Consider the following 17,215-nt stretch of genomic DNA (forward strand, 5'->3'; position numbering starts at 1 on the left):
GGCTCAGAGGCTGACGCCGACCATCACCGGCTCGTTCACCAGTTCCACCCCGAAGGCCTCCCGCACCCCGTCCCGGATCTCCCGGGCGAGCGCGAGGAGGTCCTCGGTGGTGGCCGCGCCGCGGTTGGTGAGCGCCAGGGTGTGCTTGGTGGAGAGGGTCGCCGGACCGCTCCCGTAGCCCTTGCCGAAGCCGGCCCGGTCGATCAGCCAGGCGGCCGAGGTCTTGGTGTGCCCGTCCGGCGCCGGGTAGGCGGGGGCGGTCAGCTCGCGCTCGGCGGCCAGCGCCAGGAAGGCCGCGTACTGCTCGGGGCCCAGCACCGGGTTGGTGAAGAAGGAGCCCGCCGACCAGGTGTCGTGGTCCGCCGGGTCCAGCACCATGCCCTTGCCGGCCCGCAGCCCGAGCACGGCCGCGTGCGCCTCCCGCAGGTCGACCCGCTCGTCCTGGGCCACCCCGAAGTGCTTGGCGACCTCGGCGTAGCGGACCGGGGTGGAGAGCCCGGCGGCGTCCTCCAGTCCGAAGCGGACCCGCAGCACCACATGGCGCTCGGGGTCCGCCTTGAAGCGGCTGTGCCGGTAGGAGAACGCGCACTCGGCGTTGGAGAGGGTGACCAGCTCGTCGGCGCGGCGGTCGTAGGCGACCACCTCGGTGATCGTCTGCGCGACCTCCTGGCCGTAGGCGCCGACGTTCTGCACCGGGGTGGCACCGGCCGAGCCGGGGATGCCGGCCAGGAACTCGATCCCGGCCAGTCCGGCCCCGACCGCGCGGACCACCGCGTCGGCCCAGACCTCGCCGGCCGCCAGCTCCAGCACGGTGCCGTCCAGGGCGAAGCCGGTGGTGGCGATCCGCAGGACCGTGCCGGCGAAGCCGGCGTCGCCGATCACCAGGTTGGAGCCGCCGCCGAGCACCAGCAGCGGCTGCCCCGCCGCGTCCGCGGCGCGGACGGCGGCGACCACCTCGTCGTCGGTGTGCGCGGTCACCAGGCGGCGGGCCGGGCCGCCGAGCCGCAGGGTGGTCAGCGGGGCGAGGGGGGCGTCGAGTTCTTCCAGCACGCCCCCAGGGTACGGGGAGCCCGCCCCCGCCCGACCCGGGGCGGGGCCGGGCCGGAGCGGGCGGGGTGCCCCGGGGTGCGGGGCGGGAAGGGGCGCGGGCTCAGCCGAGCCGGACGACCGCCTTGGCCATGCCGAGCACCTTCTGGCCCTGGTAGGTCGCCAGCAGGTCGACCTGGACCCTGCGGTCGTCGAGCAGCTTGGCCACCTTGCCGGTGACCTCCACCACCGAGCCGGTGCCGTCGTTGGGCACCGGCACCGGACGGACGAACCGGACGCCGTACTCGACCACCGCGGCCGGGTCGCCGACCCAGTCGGTCACCACCCGGACCGCCTCGGCCATGGTGAACATGCCGTGCGCGATGACGTCGGGCAGGCCGACCTCCAGCGCGAACTTCTCGTTCCAGTGGATCGGGTTGAAGTCGCCGGAGGCGCCCGCGTACTGCACCAGCGCGGCCCGGGTCACCGGGAAGGACTGCGCCGGCAGCTCGGTGCCGACCTCGACCTCGTCGTATCCGATCGCCATCGGGATCACTCCCCCGCCTTCTCGTCGGCGGCCCGGGCCACCAGGGTCATGACCGACGTCACCACGTGCTCGCCGGACTCGTCCGCCACCTCGCCGCGCACGGTGAGCACGTCGTTGCCGGCCAGCGACTTGATGTTGTCGACGGTGACCGAGACGGTCAGCCGGTCGCCGGCCCGCACCGGGCGGGTGTAGCTGAACTTCTGGTCGCCGTGCACGACCCGGCTGTAGTCGAGGCCCAGCTCCGGGTCCTGGACCACCTGGCCGGAGGCCCGCATGGTGAGCACGATCGGGAAGGTCGGCGGCGCGATCACGTCCGGGTGGCCGAGAGCCTTGGCCGCCTCCGGGTCGCGGTACACGGGATTGGCGTCACCCACGGCGACGGCGAACTCGCGGATCTTCTCCCGGCCGACCTCGTAGGGCTCGGTGGGCGGATAGGTCCGCCCGATGAAGGAAGGGTCGAGTGCCATCGGCAGCTCCTAGGAAACGCGGCGGACAGACGGTTCGAACACAAAAGACTCCGGGCCGCACCCCCCAGTGAGGGATGCGGCCCGGAGTCGTAGACCTGGTTACACAGGCCCGTCGCCCTGCAAGAGGGTCAGCGGGTCTCGCGGTGCGCGGTGTGCGAGTTGCAGCGGGGGCAGTGCTTCTTCATCTCAAGACGGTCCGGGTCGTTACGCCGGTTCTTCTTGGTGATGTAGTTCCGCTCCTTGCACTCCACGCAGGCCAGCGTGATCTTCGGGCGGACATCGGTGGCAGCCACGGGAGTGCCTTCCTTGGACAATGAATAAGAACACAGACAACAGTAGCCGACCGGGAGATGATCCCCCGACCGACTACGCGGGGTAGCGGTGACCGGACTTGAACCGGTGACACAGCGATTATGAGCCGCTTGCTCTACCAACTGAGCTACACCGCCACAGTGATCCGGAGCACAGCCGAAGCCGACTCCTTCTCACCAGAGCCCCCATGCGGAATCGAACCGCAGACCTTCTCCTTACCATGGAGACGCTCTACCGACTGAGCTATAGGGGCGAACGAGGAAGAGATTACACGTTCCGCGCCCAGAGGTGAAATCCGTATCCCGCGGCGAAGTCCGCAGGTCGGCGGGGCGCACGGGCGAGCGATCGAAGGTCCGGCGTTCGACCCGCCCCCCGGCGGCGCGCCCCGAGCCGATACGACTATTGCCCGCCTCCCGGCGCCCCGGGTCCGCCCGCCGTAGGCTCGTCGCTCATTGACCCGAGCAGGAACCGGACGCCAGAAGGAGCCGGGCGATGGACAGCGCAGCCGCCGACGGACCGCACCCCGGACCCGGACCGGCCGCCAACCCGCTCGGGCACGGGCCCGTCCTGCTGCTCACCGGGGCCAGGCTGGCGGACGGCCGGGTGGTGGACGTACGGATCAGCGGCGACCGGATCCAGGCCGTCGGCACCGCGGGCGGCCTGGGCCCCCTGCCGGCCGTGCCCGGCGGCCCCACCGTCACCACCGGGGCCAAGATCGACCTGCGCGGCTATCTGCTGCTGCCGGCCCCGGCCGAGGCGCACGCGCACTACGACGTCGCCTACTCCGCCGCGCTGCCCACCCCGCCGCCGGAGACCCCCGCCGAGCTCACCCGGCGGGTCACCGAGGCCGCCCTGACCTCGCTCGGCTACGGCGCCACCGCCCAGCGCACCCACGTCCGGATCGGCGACGTGCACGGGCTGCGCCGGCTGGAGGCGGTCCTCACCTCCCAGCAGGCGCTGCGCGGCCTCGCCGACCTCCAGGCCGTCGCGATGCCCCGGCTGCTCACCGGCCGGGCCGGGGCGGACGGCCGGGCCCAGCTGCGGGAGGCGCTCAAGCTGGGCGCCACCGCCGCCGGCGGCTGCCCCGAGCTGGACCCGGACCCGGCCGGCTACGTCCAACTGCTGCTGGAGGCCGCCCGGGAGGCGGACTGTCCGGTGGACCTGCACACCACGGCGGCCGATCCGTTGCAGCTGGCCCGGCTGGCCGGGGCGCTCGCCCCGCTGCGGCCCCGGGTGGTGGTCGGCCCCTGCGGATCGCTCGCGCCGGGCGCCGCGACGGTGCTGGCCAACAGCGGGGTCAGGGTGGTCTGCCTGCCGCAGAACGGCGGCTGTTCGGGGCTGGAGGGCCCGGCGGGCGGGCTGCGGCCCGCGCCGCTGCGGGACCTGCTGAAGGCCCGGGTGCCGCTGGCGGCCGGCAGCGGCTCGCTGCGCGACGGCGCCAACCCGGTCGGTCGGGCCGACCCGCTGGAGGCCGCGTACCTGCTGGCGGCGGCCGGGGTGCTGGACCCCGACGCGGCGTACGACGCGGTCTCCAACCAGGCGCGGCTGGCGCTCGGGCTGGCGCCGGTGCGGGTGGACGCCGGCTTCCCGGCGGAGCTGCTGGCGGTGCGCGGGGACAGCCTGTCCGGGGCGCTGGCGGGCGGGCACAGCCGGCTGGTGGTGCACAGCGGGCGGGTCGTCAGCCGGACCAGCGCGGTACGGGAGTTCGCCGACACGGTGGCGCTGGCGCTGCCCCGGCAGTCGGACGGCACGGACGGGGGCTGAAGCCAACCGGGCGGCGCCGGGGAGTGCCGGGCCGCGGCCCGGCCGGGCGTCCGCCGGACGGGTGATCGGGGCGCGCGATGCCGGCATCGCGCGCCCCTCCCCCACCCGGGTGGCCGCCGGAGCGGCGGAGCGGCCCCAGGCATCCCCCACGGAGCGGGGCCGCTTCCTCACCACCGACGCTATGCCCCCGGACGGCCGCTCCGGCCGTTCTTGACGCCCTGTTGGCGCCGGGGCCACCGCTCCTGACGTGCCGTTGACGCTCCTCGGCGGCCCGGGTCCGTTCGGGGTTCGTTCAGGGCTCGTAGCGGTAGCCGATCCCCGGCTCGGTGATCAGATGGCGCGGCCGGGCCGGATCGCGCTCCAGCTTCCGCCGCAGGCCGGCCAGGTAGACCCGCAGGTAGTTGCCCCGCTCCTCGTGGGCCGGGCCCCAGACCTCGCGCAGGATCCGCCGGCCGGGCACCAGCCGGCCCGGGTGGGCCAGCAGCAGGGACAGGATCCGCCACTCGGTCGGGGTGAGCCGCACCGGGCCGTCCGGCCCGGTCACGGTGGTGGCGGCGAGGTCCACGGTGTGGTCGCCGATCACCGGGACGGGCGCCGCGGGGCCGACGGTGACCGGCGGGCGGCGCAGCACGGCGCGCAGCCGGGCCAGCAGTTCGTCCATCAGGAACGGCTTGGTGAGGTAGTCGTCGGCGCCGGCGTCCAGCGCGCCGATCCGGTCGGCGGCGTCGGTCCGGCCGGAGAGCACGATGATCGGCACCGCGCTGCGGCTGCGCAGGCCGCGGATGACGTCCATGCCGTCGAGGTCGGGCAGGCCGAGGTCGAGCAGGACGGCGTCGGGGGCGGTCCTGGCGGCGCGGGCCAGGGCCTCGCCGCCGGTGGCGGCGGTGCGGACGGCGTACTGCCGGGCGCCGAGGTTGATCCGCAGGGTGCGCAGCAGCGCCGGCTCGTCGTCGACGACCAGGATCTCGCTCATACGGGGGCCTCCCCGGGGTGCTGGGCGGGCCCGGGACCGGTGCGCACGGGACCGGCGGGTACCGGGACGGCGGGCAGGGGACCGGCGGGCAGCGGCCGGGCCGGGGCGGCGGGCAGGGTGAGCAGCATGGTGGTGCCGCCGCCGGGGGTGTCCTCGACCTCCAGGCTGCCGTCCATGGCTTCGGCGAGGCCGCGGGAGAGGGCCAGGCCGAGGCCGACGCCGGTGGTGTTGTCGGTGTCGCCGAGGCGCTGGAAGGGCAGGAAGACCCGGTCGCGGTCCTCGGGGGCGATGCCGGGGCCGCGGTCGATCACCCGCAGTTCGACCCGTCCGGCGTGGTGGCTGGCGGCGACCAGGACCGGTGCGCCGGGGGCGTTGTACCGCAGGGCGTTGGTGATGACGTTGGCGAGGACGCGTTCCAGCAGTGGCGGGTCGGCGAGCACCGGCGGGACGGTCTCCAGGTCGAGCGGCTGGACGGGCGCGTACGGGTCGGCGAGCGAGTCGAGGGCGCGGGGCAGGATCTCGTCGAGGTGGGTCTCGGCGAGGTGGAGGGTGAGCGCGCCGGCCTGGAGGCGGCTCATGTCGAGCAGGTTGTCCACCAGACGGGTGAGTTTGACGAGGGACTCGTCGGCGGTGGCGAGGAGTTCGGCCTGGTCCTCGGGGGAGAACTCGACGTCGGGGCTGCGCAGCGAGCCGACCGAGGCGAGGGCGGCGGCGAGCGGGGTGCGCAGGTCGTGGCTGACGGCGGCGAGCAGGGCGGTGCGCATCCGGTCGGCGGCCTTGATGGGTTCGACCTCGGCGGCGACGACGGCGAGGCGGTCGCGTTCCAGGGCGGCGGCGACGTGGGCGGCGAAGGCGGTGAGGACGCGCTGGTCGGCGGCGGGCAGCCGGCGGCCGGTGAGGACGAGGACGGCGTCGGCGCCGACGGGGACCTCGGTGGTGACGGGGGCGTCGGCGCCGCTGCCCGCGTCCTCGGCCTCGGTGCCCTTCGTCCCGGTGCCCTTCGTTACGGCGTCCTTCGCCTCGGCGGCGGTGTCGCAGGAGGCGAGCACCTCGCCGCCGGTGCGGCCCAGCAGGGCCACCGAGCTCATGCCGAAGGCGGTGCGGGACTTCTCCAGCAGGGCGGGCAGGGCGTCGGCGCCGCGCAGGACGCTGCCGGCCAGGGTGGAGAGGGTCTCGGCCTCGGCGGTGGCGCGCGCGGCGCGGGCGGTGAGGCGGGTCGCGTGGTCGACCACGGTGGAGACGGTCAGCGCGACGGCCGCGAAGACCACCAGGGCGATGATGTTGTTGGTCTCGCCGATGGTGAAGGCGTGGACGGGCGGGATGAAGAAGTAGTTGAGCAGCACCGAGGCGACCAGTGAGGCCAGCAGGGCCGAGGTGGCGCCGCCGAGCAGGGCGACCACGACGACGCCGAGCTGGAAGATCAGGGCATCGGTGGTGAGGTTGACGGCGTCGTGGAACTGGGACAGGACCAGGGTCAGCAACGAGGGCACGATCAGGCCGGCCAGGAAGCCGGCGACGGTGCGCCGCCGGGAGTGACGCCGGCCGAGGGCGGGCAGCCGGCCCCGGCCGGTGAACTCGTGGGTGACCATGTGGACGTCGATGTCCTCGGAGGCGTCCACCGTGGTCTCGCCGATGCCGGGGCCGGTGAGGAAGCGGGTGACACGCCCGCGGCGGCTGGTGCCGAGGACGAGCTGGGTGGCGTCGTGGGCGCGGGCGAAGGCGAGCAGCGAGGTGGGGATGTCGTCGCCGACGACCACGTGGTAGCTGCCGCCGAGGCTCTCGACAAGCTGCCGCTGCTGGGCGAGGGCGCCGGAGGAGGCGCCGGCCAGGCCGTCGCTGCGGGTGACGTGGACGGCGAGCAGGTCCCCGCCCGCCGTCCGGTCCGCGATGCGGGCGGCGCGTCTGACCAGGGTCTCGCCCTCGGGGCCGCCGGTGAGGGCCACCACGACGCGTTCGCGGGTCTCCCAGACCCGGTCGATGTTGTGGCTGGCCCGGTAGTCGCGCAGGCCCTCGTCGACCCGCCCGGCCACCCAGAGCAGGGCGAGCTCGCGCAGGGCGGTGAGGTTGCCGACCCGGAAGTAGTTCGAGAGCGCCGCGTCCACCTTCTCCGCCTTGTAGACGTTGCCGTGGGCCATCCGGCGGCGCAGCGCCTGGGGGGCCATGTCGACGAGTTCGATCTGGTCGGCCCGGCGCACCACCTCGTCCGGGACGGTCTCGCGCTGGGGGATGCCGGTGATCTTCTGGACGACGTCGTTCAGCGATTCCAGGTGCTGGATGTTGACCGTGGTGATGACGTCGATCCCGGCGTCCAGCAGCTCCTCGACGTCCTGCCAGCGCTTGCCGTGCCGGCCGCCGGGGACGTTGGTGTGCGCCAGTTCGTCCACCAGGACCACCGTGGGCTTCCGCCGCAGCACCGCGTCGAGGTCCATCTCCTCGAAGTCGGTGTCCCGGTAGGCGCGGTGGACGCCCGGCACGACCTCCAGGCCGTCGAGCATCGCCTCGGTGTGGCGGCGCCCGTGGCACTCGATCCAGCCGACGACGACGTCCGCGCCCCGGTCCTGTCTGCGCCGGGCCTCGTCCAGCATCCGATAGGTCTTGCCGACACCGGGAGCGGAACCGAGGTACACCCTCAGCCGACCGCGTCGGTGGCCGGTGCCGGGGGTGAGGTCGCGGGCCATGGGCGCTGCTCTTTCGTCTTCTGCGTCGTACGGGGGACGGGTCGTACGGGGGACGGACGGCGGGCCGGCCCGGCCCGGGGCACTCGCCCCGGACCGGACCGGCCCGTCTCAGCCGATCGGCCGATCTGTCGTCACTTCTGTTCCACCAGCGCCTTGTTGAGCAGGACGACGTTGACGCCCGGCTGCCCGAGGAAGCCGAGCGGGCGGCCGTCGGTGTTCTTGTCGACCAGCTTGCGGACGGTGTCCACCGGCAGGTTGCGGGCCTTGGCGACCCGCTCGACCTGCTCCTGGGCGTAGGCGGTGGAGATGTGCGGGTCCAGGCCGGAGCCGGAGGCGGTGAGGGCGTCCACCGGGACGCTCGCCGGGTCGACGCCGTCGAACGCGGCGACGGCCTGGCGGCGGTCCTCGATGTTCTTGGCGAGGTCCTCGCTGTTGGGGCCCAGGTTGGAGGCGCCGGAGGCCTTGGGGTCGTAGGCGCCCGGGCGGGGCTGGAACCACTGCGGGTCGGGGCGGGGGGCCTCGTCCGGGTCGTCCGGGTTCTGCTTGGGGAGGTTGAAGTTCTGGCCCAGCAGGCTCGAGCCGGCCTCCTTGCCGTCGACCTTGACGATCGAGCCGTTCGCCTTGTCGGCGAAGGCCAGTTGGGAGATGCCGGTGACCAGCAGCGGGTAGGCGATGCCGAGGAGCACCGTCAGGACCAGCAGGGCGCGCAGCGCGGTGAGGTGGGTGCGCACGGCGGTGGGCAGGGGCTTGGACATGATGCGTTCTCCTCTCTTGCTAGTTGAGGCCGGGGACGAACTGGACGACCAGGTCGATCAGCTTGATGCCGACGAACGGGACGACCAGGCCGCCGAGGCCGTAGAGGCCGATGTTGCGACGCAGCAGGGAACTGGCGTCGGAGGGGCGGTACTTCACCCCGCGCAGGGCCAGCGGGATCAGGCCGACGATGACCAGGGCATTGAAAATGATGGCCGAGGTGATCGCGGACTGGGGGCTGTGCAGCTGCATGATGTTGAGCTTGTCCAGGCCCGGGTAGACCGCCGCGAACATCGCCGGGATGATCGCGAAGTACTTGGCGACGTCGTTGGCGATGGAGAAGGTGGTGAGCGCGCCGCGGGTGATCAGGAGCTGCTTGCCGATCTCGACGATCTCGATCAGCTTGGTGGGGTTGGAGTCCAGGTCGACCATGTTGCCGGCCTCCTTGGCCGCCATGGTCCCGGTGTTCATCGCGACACCGACGTCGGCCTGGGCGAGGGCGGGGGCGTCGTTGGTGCCGTCGCCGGTCATCGCGACCAGCTTGCCGCCGGCCTGCTCCTTCTTGATCAGGGCCATCTTGTCCTCGGGGGTGGCCTCGGCGAGGAAGTCGTCCACGCCCGCCTCCTCCGCGATCGCCCGGGCGGTCAGCGGGTTGTCGCCGGTGATCATGACGGTCCTGATGCCCATCCGGCGCAGCTCGTCGAACCGCTCCCGCATGCCCTCCTTGACCACGTCCTTGAGGTGGATCACACCGAGGATCCGGGCCGGCGCGTCACCGGTCCTGGTGGCGACGACCAGCGGGGTGCCACCGGCCTCGGAGATGCCGTCGACCAGGGCGGAGACGTCCTTGCCGACCGTTCCGCCGTTCTCGGTGACCCAGTTGGCGACCGAGCCCGCCGCACCCTTGCGGACCTGGAGCACACCCTCGTCCTCGTCGAGGTCGACGCCCGACATCCGGGTCTGGGCGGTGAACGGCACCCAGGTGGCGTGCTCCAACTCGCCCTGGGCACGGGCCCGCAGGCCGTACTCCGTCTTGGCGAGGACGACGATCGAGCGGCCCTCCGGCGTCTCGTCCGCCAGAGAGGACAGCTGCGCCGCGTCCGCGAGGTCCCCGATGCCCACGCCCTCGGCCGGCCGGAACTCGGCGGCCTGGCGGTTGCCGAGGGTGATGGTGCCGGTCTTGTCGAGCAGCAGGGTGTTGACGTCGCCCGCCGCCTCGACAGCGCGGCCGGACATCGCCAGCACATTGCGCTGGACCAGCCGGTCCATGCCGGCGATGCCGATCGCCGAGAGCAGCGCGCCGATGGTGGTCGGGATCAGCGCCACGATCAGCGCGACCAGCACGATCATCGACTGCGGGGCACCGGCGTAGGTGGCCATCGGCTGCAGGGTGACGACCGCCACCAGGAAGACGATGGTCAGCGAGGCCAGCAGGATGTTGAGCGCGATCTCGTTCGGCGTCTTCTGCCGGGCGGCGCCCTCGACCAGGGCGATCATCCGGTCGATGAAGGACTTGCCGGGCTCCGAGGCGATCTTCACCACGATCCGGTCCGACAGCACCTTGGTGCCGCCGGTCACGGCCGAGCGGTCGCCGCCGGACTCCCGGATCACCGGCGCGGACTCGCCCGTGATCGCCGACTCGTCGACGGAGGCCACGCCCTCGACGACGTCGCCGTCACCGGGGATGATCTGGCCGGCCTCGACCACCACGTGGTCACCGAGCGCGAGCGCGGTACCGGCGACCTCCTCCTCGGCCCGCGAGCGCGGCCAGTCGGTGAGGCGGCGGGCCATGGTGTCGGTCTTGGTCCGGCGCAGGGTGTCCGCCTGCGCCTTGCCCCGGCCCTCGGCGACGGCCTCGGCCAGGTTGGCGAAGACCGTGGTCAGCCAGAGCCACACCGTGATCGACCAGGCGAACACGCTGGGGTCGGCTATCGCGGCGACCGTGGTGACGACCGAGCCGACCTCGACCACGAACATCACCGGGTTCTTGACCATCACCCGGGGGTCGAGCTTCTTCACGGCGTCCGGCAGGGACGCCACGATCAGCTTCGGGTCCAGCAGGCCGCCGGACACTCTGTGCGGCGCCTCGGCGGACGACGTCTCCGGCTGCGGGGCCGGCTTCCCGGCCCGCTCGGATTCTTCGGTCATGGTGGACGACATCAGGAGAGACCTTCCGCGATCGGCCCGAGAGCCAGGGCCGGGAAGTAGGTGAGGCCGACGACGATCAGGACGACGCCCGACAGCAGGCCCACGAACAGCGGCTTGTGGGTGGGCAGGGTGCCCGGGGTGGCGGGGACCGGCTGCTGCTGGGCGAGCGCGCCGGCCAGGGCCAGGACGAAGACCATCGGCAGGAACCGGCCGAACACCATCGCCAGCCCGATCGCGGTGTCGTACCAGTCCGTGTTCACCGTGATGCCGGCGAACGCCGAACCGTTGTTGTTGGCGCCCGAGGTGAACGCGTACAGCACCTCGGAGAAGCCGTGGGCACCCGAGTTCAGCATCCCGGCCCGCTGACCCGGCAGCGCCATCGCGACACCGGTGCCGACCAGCACCAGCGTCGGCGTGGTCAGGATGTAGAGGGAGGCGAACTTCATCTCCCGCCCGCCCAGCTTCTTGCCCAGGTACTCCGGGGTGCGTCCGACCATCAGACCGGCCACGAAGACCGCGACGATCGCCAGCACCAGCATCCCGTACAGGCCCGAGCCCACACCGCCGGGCGCGATCTCGCCCAGCATCATGTTGAACATCGTCAGCCCGCCGCCGAACGCGGTGTACGAGTCGTGGAAGGAGTTCACCGCACCGGTCGAGGTCAGCGTGGTCGAGGCCGCGAACAGGCTGGACGCCGCGATGCCGAACCGCTGCTCCTTGCCCTCCATCGCCCCGCCCGCCGACTGCAGCGCGGAGCCCGCGTGCTGCGACTCGGCCAGGGTCATCAGCGCCACCGAGGCGACCCAGAACAGGCCCATCACCGAGACGATCGCGTAGCCCTGGCGGTTGTCGCCGACCATCCGGCCGAACGCCCGCGGCAGCGCGAACGGGATCACCAGGATGAGGAAGATCTCCAGGAAGTTGCTCAGCCCGGTCGGGTTCTCGAACGGGTGCGCCGAGTTGGCGTTGTAGAAGCCGCCGCCGTTGGTGCCCAGCAGCTTGATGACCTCCTGCGAGGCCACCGCCCCGCCCGGGACCGACTGCGGGTCGCCCGCCAGCGTGGCCACCTCGTGGAAGCCGTGGAAGTTCTGCACCACGCCCGTGGCCACCAGGGCCAGCGCGAACACGATCGCGACCGGCAGCAGCAACCGGACGCTGACCCGGGTGAGGTCCACCCAGAAGTTGCCCAGCCGGTCGGTGCGGTTGCGGGTGAAGCCCCGGATCAGGGTGGCGACCACCGCGATGCCGACGGCCGCGGAGACGAAGTTCTGCACCGCCAGACCGGCCATCTGGGCCAGGTGCCCCATCGCGGCCTCACCGCTGTAGGACTGCCAGTTGGTGTTGGCCACGAAGGAGATCGCGGTGTTCCACGCCTGGTGGCCCGGCATCTGCTCGACGCCCAGCCCCAGCGGAAGCCACTGCTGCACCCGGATCAGGGTGTAGAGGAAGAGGACGGACACCGCCGAGAACGCCAGCACCGAACGCAGGTAGACCGGCCAGCGCTGGTCGGCGTCGGCGTCCACGCCGATCACCTTGTACAGCGCCTTCTCGGCTCTCAGGTGCTTCTTCGAAGTGAGGGTGTGGGCGATGTAGTCGCCCAGGGGGCGGTAGCACAGGGCCAGCGCGCCCACCAGGGCGAGGACCTGCAGCCAGCCCGCGAGAGTCGAACTCATGTCAGAACTTCTCCGGGTAGATCAGCGCGAGAACGAGGTAGCCGACGAGGGCCACGGCCACGATGAGACCTGCGATGTTCTCCGCGCTCACAGCTTCTCCACCCCCCGCGCGATCAGGGCGATGACGCCGAACACGGCGACCGTGACGACGACGTAGATGAGATCGGACATGGACTCCACCACGGTGGTTCGGAGGTGGCCGCGGCCCGCGTTCAGGTGCCGGCACGGCGCGCCGGCGGAGAGGCCGGCAAGGCCCAGCCAACCGCGCTCACGGAGCGTCAACGGCGTTCTTGACGCTCTCCATACGGCGCCCGTTCGATTGTTGACGGGCTCCATACGGGGGCTTGTCCGGGCTGTGACCGGGCCCGCTCCGGACATGGCGGGGCCCCGGTCAGCGGGGTGCTGTCCGGGGCCTCGTACCTCGTCCTTCGGTGCCTACGCGTGTTCGGGGGCCTGCAACTTCTCCCGCTCGCGCCGCACCGCCGGCTCACCGCGCCGGACCGCGCCCGGGGCCCGCCCCGAGGGCCGGTTCGCCCGGTTGGAGGAGGTCAGCTGCCACGGCACGCTGATCACCATCACCCCCGGGGTGAACAGCAGCCGGCTCTTCAGCCAGAGCGCCGACTGGTTGTGCAGCAGGTGCTCCCACCAGTGCCCGACCACGTACTCCGGGATGAACACCGCCACCGCGTCCCGCGGGCTGGTCCGCCGGTGGTCCCGCACGTACTGGACCACCGGCTTGGTGATCTCCCGGTACGGCGAGTCCAGCACCTTGAGCGGCACCGGCAGGGCCAGTTCCTCCCAGCGGCGCTCCAGCTCCCCGGTGGCGTCCGGCTCGACCGCGACCGTGAGCGCCTCCAGCGAGTCCGCCGCGAACGCCTGCGCGTAGCCGATCGCCCGCAGGGTGGGCTTGTGCACCTTGGAGACCAGCACGATGCCGTGCACCCGGGACGGCCGCGCCGACTCGGCCTCCGGGTCGTCCACCGCCAGTTCCTCGGCGACGCCGTCGTAGTGCCGGCGGATGCCGCGCATCATCACCCACAGCACCGCCGCCGCGACCACGGCCAGCCAGGCGCCCTGGGTGAACTTGGTCAGCAGCACGATCACCAGCACCAGCGCGGTGGTGACCGCGCCGAAGAAGTTGATCACCCGGGACCGCTGGGCGGCGCCCCGCACCGCCGGATCGGTCTCGGTGGCCAGGGCCCGGTTCCAGTGCTTCACCATGCCGATCTGCGACAGCGTGAAGGAGGTGAAGACGCCCAGGATGTAGAGGTGGATCAGGCTGGTGACGTCGGCGTCGTACAGCCAGAGCAGGCCGCCGGCCACCACCGCGAGCGCGATGATGCCGTTGGAGAAGGCCAGCCGGTCACCGCGGGTGTGCATCTGCCGGGGCAGGTAGCGGTGCTCGGCCAGGATCGAGGCCAGCAGCGGGAAGCCGTTGAACGCCGTGTTGGCCGCCAGGATCAGCACCAGCGCGGTGACCGCCTGGATGAAGTAGAAGAGGACACTGCCGTCCCCGCCGAGGATCGCCGCCGCCAGCTGGGCGATCACGGTCTGCTGCGGCGCGGTCGCGCAGTCCCCGGGGAAGCCGGTGAGGTGGCAGGCGTTGTCGGCGATGTGGACCTTGGAGACCAGTGCCAGCGCGGTGATGCCGATGAACATCACCACGGCCGTGGTGCCCATCACGGCCATCGTCGCGGCGGCGTTCCTCGACTTCGGCGCCCGGAACGCCGGCACGCCGTTGGAGATCGCCTCCACACCGGTCAGCGCCGTGCAGCCGGAGGCGAAAGCGCGCAGGCCCAGCATCAGCAGCCCCAGCCCGGCCAGGGTGTCCTTGCCGTCCTCCGGCACGATCCCGTACGCGGCGCTGGCCGCCACCGGGGCGTCGCCGAGCGCCACCCGGACCAGCCCGGTGACCACCATCAGCAGGATGCCGCCGATGAACAGGTAGGTCGGCGCGGCGAAGGCCTTGCCGGACTCCCGGACACCGCGCAGGTTCACCGCCATCAGCAGGACGACGAAGCCGACCGCCAGCTCCACCCGGTGGTCCGCCAGCGAGGGCAGCGCGGAGATGATGTTGTCCACGCCGGAGGCCACCGAGACGGCGACCGTCATCACGTAGTCGACCAGCAGCGAGGCGGCCACCACCAGGCCCGAGTTGGCACCCAGGTTGCGCGACACCACCTCGTAGGAGCCGCCCCCGCTGGGGTAGGCGTGCACCACCTGGCGGTAGGACATCACCACGACCGCCATCAGCGCGACCACGCCGGCCGCGACCCACGGGGTCAGGTTGAGGAAGGCGGCGCCACCGACGGTGAGCACCAGCAGGATCTCCTGGGTCGCGTAGGCGACCGAGGAGAGCGGGTCGGAGGCGAAGATCGGCAGGGCCAGGCGCTTGGGGAGCAGCGTTTCGCCGAGCTCCTCGCTGCGCATGGCCCGGCCGATCACTAGGCGCTTGAGCGCCTGGGGCAGGTTGAACACATGGGCGAGCGTAAGGGCGCACACCGGGCGCGCAATGGGCCGTCGTGGCGTGCGCGGGACGCCCGGCACGCCCGAGCGGCGGGGTGTTTCCGCAGGTAGAAGCCGCTATGGGTGGGGCGTTCCGGGCGGGGCGGGGGCATTTCGGGGGCTGCCGGAGGGGCCGTTAAGACATCGTCAAGATATGACGATCGGCTCGCTTACATACGGGCATAAAGCATCAATTCGCCCCCCTGTACTTCTGCCCCCGTCGCATCCGCGTCCGGTTGCTTCGGCGTCCTGAGCATCCACGTCCGGTCACATCCGCATCCGGAGCCGGCAGACCACCGCGTCGGTGTGACGGCGCAGGGCCCGGTCGATGACGGCGCCCCGGCGGTTCTGCAGCGCGCGCTGCCAGGGCCGGGCCGGTTCGACCTCGGGGATGAGGACGGTGAGGCGGTCGTAGGCGTGCTCGGTGGCGAGCTCGTTGACGAAGTCCGCGATCGGCTGCCCCAGTCGGCGGTGGCCGTCCGGGATCTCCACCAGTGGCACGCCCGGGGCCCACAGTTCCCAGTCCCGGCGCAGCGTCTCGGTCTCGGCGGGGTCGTGGACGACGGTGACGGCCATGACCTCGTCGCCGAGGGAGAGGGCGGCGGAGAGGCCGTCGCGGGTGAGGCGGGTGATCGCGGTGACCGGGACGACGACCAGGCTGCGCTGCGGGGTGAGCGGGCCGGGGACGCGGCCGAGTTCCAGGCGCTCGCCGATCCGGGCGTAGCTGCGGTGGACGGCTTCGAAGAGCAGGACCAGCAGGGGCAGGGCCAGGCAGATGCCCCAGGCGCCCTCGGTGAACTTGGTGCCGGTGACGACCAGGGCGGCGGTGCCGGTGAGCAGCGCACCGAAGCCGTTGAGGGCGGCCTTGGCCTGCCAGTGGGCCGGCTTCTCCAGCACCCAGTGGCGGACCATGCCGACCTGGCAGATCGTGAAGCCGACGAAGACGCCGATCGCGAAGAGCGGGACCAGGCTGTTGACGTCGCCGCCGGAGGCGACCAGCAGCACGGCCGAGACGGCGGCCAGGAACAGTACGCCGTGGCGGTGGACCTGACGGTCGGCGCGCAGCGCGAAGACGTGCGGCAGGTGGTTGTCGCGGGCCAGCAGGTGGAGCAGGACGGGCAGGCCGCCGAAGGAGGTGTTGGCGGCCAGGCCGAGCAGGACGACGGTGGCGAGCTGGACCACGTAGAAGCCGGCACCGTGGCCGAGCGAGGCGTCGGCGAGCTGGGCGAGCACGGTGACGCCCTCGACCGGCTGGAGGTGGAAGCGGCCGATCAGCACGGCCAGTCCGATGAGCATCACGCCGAGCAGCGCGCCGAGTGCGACCTCGGTGCGCTGGGCGCGCTTCACGCCCGGCGCGCGGAAGGACGGGACGGCGTTCGCCACCGCCTCCACGCCGGTGAGCGCCGAGCAGCCGGCCGCGAAGGCCTTGAGCAGCAGCAGCGCGCCGACCGTCGTGGCGTTCTCCGTCAGCACCGAGGCGTGCCCGGCGGCGGCCTCGGTACTCGCGGGCGCGTCCCGGAACAGGCCGACCACGACGATCGCCAGGATCGACAGCACGAAGACGGCCGTCGGCGCCATGAACCAGCGGGCGGACTCGGCGATCCCGCGCAGGTTCACCGCCGTCACCAGCGCCAGCACGCCCAGGCACAGCCACACCCGGTCCTCGTGCAGGCCCGGCACCGCGGAGGTCAGCGCCGCCACACCCGCCGTCACCGACACCGCGACGTTCAGCACGTAGTCGATCACCAGGGAGGCCGCGGCCGTCAGCGCCGTCCGTCGACCCAGGTGCGCCTTCGCCACCGCGTAGGAGCCGCCGCCGTCCGGGAACGCCGCGATCACCTGCCGGTAGGAGGCCACCAGCACCGCCAGCAGCACCGCGATCGCCGCCGTGACGGGCAGGGTGAACCCGAGCCCGTACGCCCCGGCCGCCGCGAGCACCAGCACGATCGACTCCGGCCCGTAGGCCACCGAGGCCATCGCGTCCAGGGAGAGCGCCGCCAGCCCGCCGGACACCGTCAGCCGGTGGCGCTCGTCGCCGCTCCCGTCGGACGCCGCGGCGCCGGTGTCCGACGGCTCGGGCTCGGCGGCGAGGGCCGGGGGGAGGGGGCTGGACATCGGACGGGACCTCCGCAGTCGATCGGTTGCTCCGATCCTGCGGGCCGTGCCCGGTGTCACCGCTGGTCCGTACGGGTTCCTGACGCTCCCCGTACCGCTCCTGACGCCTTCTTGACGCGCTCGGGAACGGGCTCGGAAGTGGACCCGGGGCGGGTTTGGAGGCGGGCTTGGGCGGGGTGGGCGGACCGCTGTCCCGGCGGGCGCCGGTTGGGAAGACGATCAGCTGTGAAGGAGGACTCCCGGCGCGCTTCCGC

14 protein-coding genes and 2 tRNA genes are annotated in these 17,215 nt (G+C 72.6%); 1 reads left to right on the plus strand and 15 read right to left on the minus strand.

All coding sequences use genetic code 11. From position 1 onward, the window contains the following. Window positions 1-3: 3 nt before the first annotated feature. The 6 genes from OG715_RS18895 to OG715_RS18920 all read right to left on the minus strand — a co-directional run bounded on the left by OG715_RS18895 (window position 4) and on the right by OG715_RS18920 (window position 2,605). Window positions 4-1,047 carry a UDP-N-acetylmuramate dehydrogenase gene (locus OG715_RS18895; protein WP_266271733.1) on the minus strand — a complete coding sequence of 348 codons (1,044 nt, stop codon included), beginning with the start codon at window positions 1,045-1,047 and terminating at the stop codon, window positions 4-6. Window positions 1,048-1,150: 103 nt separating this feature from the next. Then, the gene (locus tag OG715_RS18900; RefSeq protein WP_030393244.1) at window positions 1,151-1,573 is read right to left on the minus strand and encodes a MaoC family dehydratase; all 423 of its coding nucleotides are present in this window, start codon (window positions 1,571-1,573) and stop codon (window positions 1,151-1,153) included. 5 nt (window positions 1,574-1,578) lie between these two features. Further along, window positions 1,579-2,040 (minus strand): MaoC family dehydratase N-terminal domain-containing protein, encoded by a 462-nt coding sequence (locus OG715_RS18905; protein WP_093861683.1) that lies wholly within the window; start codon window positions 2,038-2,040, stop codon window positions 1,579-1,581. 128 nt (window positions 2,041-2,168) lie between these two features. Continuing rightward, window positions 2,169-2,333 (minus strand): 50S ribosomal protein L33, encoded by a 165-nt coding sequence (gene rpmG, locus OG715_RS18910; RefSeq protein ID WP_006604855.1) that lies wholly within the window; start codon window positions 2,331-2,333, stop codon window positions 2,169-2,171. Window positions 2,334-2,416: 83 nt separating this feature from the next. Then, window positions 2,417-2,489 (minus strand) — tRNA-Met (locus OG715_RS18915). 43 nt (window positions 2,490-2,532) lie between these two features. After that, window positions 2,533-2,605 (minus strand) — tRNA-Thr (locus OG715_RS18920). A 239-nt stretch (window positions 2,606-2,844) separates the two neighbouring features. On the opposite strand from OG715_RS18920, the gene OG715_RS18925 reads away from it, so the two are divergent. After that, window positions 2,845-4,116 carry an amidohydrolase family protein gene (locus tag OG715_RS18925; RefSeq protein WP_266269957.1) on the plus strand — a complete coding sequence of 424 codons (1,272 nt, stop codon included), beginning with the start codon at window positions 2,845-2,847 and terminating at the stop codon, window positions 4,114-4,116. A gap of 292 nt (window positions 4,117-4,408) precedes the next feature. Here the strand turns inward: OG715_RS18925 and OG715_RS18930 are convergent, their stop codons facing one another. The 9 genes from OG715_RS18930 to OG715_RS18970 form a co-directional block, all read right to left on the minus strand. Next, window positions 4,409-5,089 carry a response regulator gene (locus tag OG715_RS18930; protein ID WP_266269958.1) on the minus strand — a complete coding sequence of 227 codons (681 nt, stop codon included), beginning with the start codon at window positions 5,087-5,089 and terminating at the stop codon, window positions 4,409-4,411. Further along, the gene (locus OG715_RS18935; protein WP_266269960.1) at window positions 5,086-7,767 is read right to left on the minus strand and encodes a sensor histidine kinase; all 2,682 of its coding nucleotides are present in this window, start codon (window positions 7,765-7,767) and stop codon (window positions 5,086-5,088) included. The genes OG715_RS18930 and OG715_RS18935 overlap by 4 nt, the downstream gene beginning before the upstream one ends. Window positions 7,768-7,898: 131 nt before the next feature. Further along, a complete protein-coding gene (gene kdpC, locus OG715_RS18940) occupies window positions 7,899-8,522 on the minus strand; it encodes a potassium-transporting ATPase subunit KdpC (protein WP_266269961.1) in 624 nt (207 codons plus the stop codon). 19 nt (window positions 8,523-8,541) lie between these two features. Next, on the minus strand, window positions 8,542-10,680 hold the full coding sequence (kdpB, locus tag OG715_RS18945) for a potassium-transporting ATPase subunit KdpB (RefSeq protein WP_327064151.1): 2,139 nt from the start codon (window positions 10,678-10,680) through the stop codon (window positions 8,542-8,544). After that, complete coding sequence (gene kdpA, locus OG715_RS18950) at window positions 10,680-12,341, minus strand: potassium-transporting ATPase subunit KdpA (RefSeq protein ID WP_266269964.1); 1,662 nt, start codon at window positions 12,339-12,341, stop codon at window positions 10,680-10,682. The genes kdpB and kdpA overlap by 1 nt, the downstream gene beginning before the upstream one ends. Before the next feature lies 1 nt (window position 12,342). After that, the gene (gene kdpF / locus OG715_RS18955) at window positions 12,343-12,432 is read right to left on the minus strand and encodes a K(+)-transporting ATPase subunit F (protein ID WP_043470777.1); all 90 of its coding nucleotides are present in this window, start codon (window positions 12,430-12,432) and stop codon (window positions 12,343-12,345) included. Next, the gene (locus OG715_RS18960; RefSeq protein ID WP_093861677.1) at window positions 12,429-12,623 is read right to left on the minus strand and encodes a hypothetical protein; all 195 of its coding nucleotides are present in this window, start codon (window positions 12,621-12,623) and stop codon (window positions 12,429-12,431) included. The genes kdpF and OG715_RS18960 overlap by 4 nt, the downstream gene beginning before the upstream one ends. Before the next feature lie 153 nt (window positions 12,624-12,776). Beyond that, entirely contained in the window at window positions 12,777-14,771 is a 1,995-nt protein-coding gene (locus OG715_RS18965; protein WP_266271734.1) for an APC family permease, read from the minus strand. A 342-nt stretch (window positions 14,772-15,113) separates the two neighbouring features. Then, the gene (locus OG715_RS18970; RefSeq protein WP_266269965.1) at window positions 15,114-16,961 is read right to left on the minus strand and encodes an APC family permease; all 1,848 of its coding nucleotides are present in this window, start codon (window positions 16,959-16,961) and stop codon (window positions 15,114-15,116) included. Window positions 16,962-17,215 lie beyond the last annotated feature (254 nt).

The organism is Kitasatospora purpeofusca (genome assembly GCF_036010405.1).
GTDB classification, from domain to species: Bacteria; Actinomycetota; Actinomycetes; order Streptomycetales; family Streptomycetaceae; genus Kitasatospora; species Kitasatospora purpeofusca.

What these genes read in the sequence shown, in the direction of transcription:
- kdpB (WP_327064151.1), bottom strand. Translation starts at nt 10,680, where the DNA reads ATGTCGTCCACCATGACCGAAGAATCCGAGCGGGCCGGGAAGCCGGCC.
- OG715_RS18965 (WP_266271734.1), bottom strand. Translation starts at nt 14,771, where the DNA reads ATGCGCAGCGAGGAGCTCGGCGAAACGCTGCTCCCCAAGCGCCTGGCC.
- OG715_RS18905 (WP_093861683.1), bottom strand. Translation starts at nt 2,040, where the DNA reads ATGGCACTCGACCCTTCCTTCATCGGGCGGACCTATCCGCCCACCGAG.
- kdpC (WP_266269961.1), bottom strand. Translation starts at nt 8,522, where the DNA reads ATGTCCAAGCCCCTGCCCACCGCCGTGCGCACCCACCTCACCGCGCTG.
- OG715_RS18935 (WP_266269960.1), bottom strand. Translation starts at nt 7,767, where the DNA reads ATGGCCCGCGACCTCACCCCCGGCACCGGCCACCGACGCGGTCGGCTG.
- kdpA (WP_266269964.1), bottom strand. Translation starts at nt 12,341, where the DNA reads ATGAGTTCGACTCTCGCGGGCTGGCTGCAGGTCCTCGCCCTGGTGGGC.
- OG715_RS18925 (WP_266269957.1), top strand. Translation starts at nt 2,845, where the DNA reads ATGGACAGCGCAGCCGCCGACGGACCGCACCCCGGACCCGGACCGGCC.
- OG715_RS18930 (WP_266269958.1), bottom strand. Translation starts at nt 5,089, where the DNA reads ATGAGCGAGATCCTGGTCGTCGACGACGAGCCGGCGCTGCTGCGCACC.
- OG715_RS18970 (WP_266269965.1), bottom strand. Translation starts at nt 16,961, where the DNA reads ATGTCCAGCCCCCTCCCCCCGGCCCTCGCCGCCGAGCCCGAGCCGTCG.
- OG715_RS18900 (WP_030393244.1), bottom strand. Translation starts at nt 1,573, where the DNA reads ATGGCGATCGGATACGACGAGGTCGAGGTCGGCACCGAGCTGCCGGCG.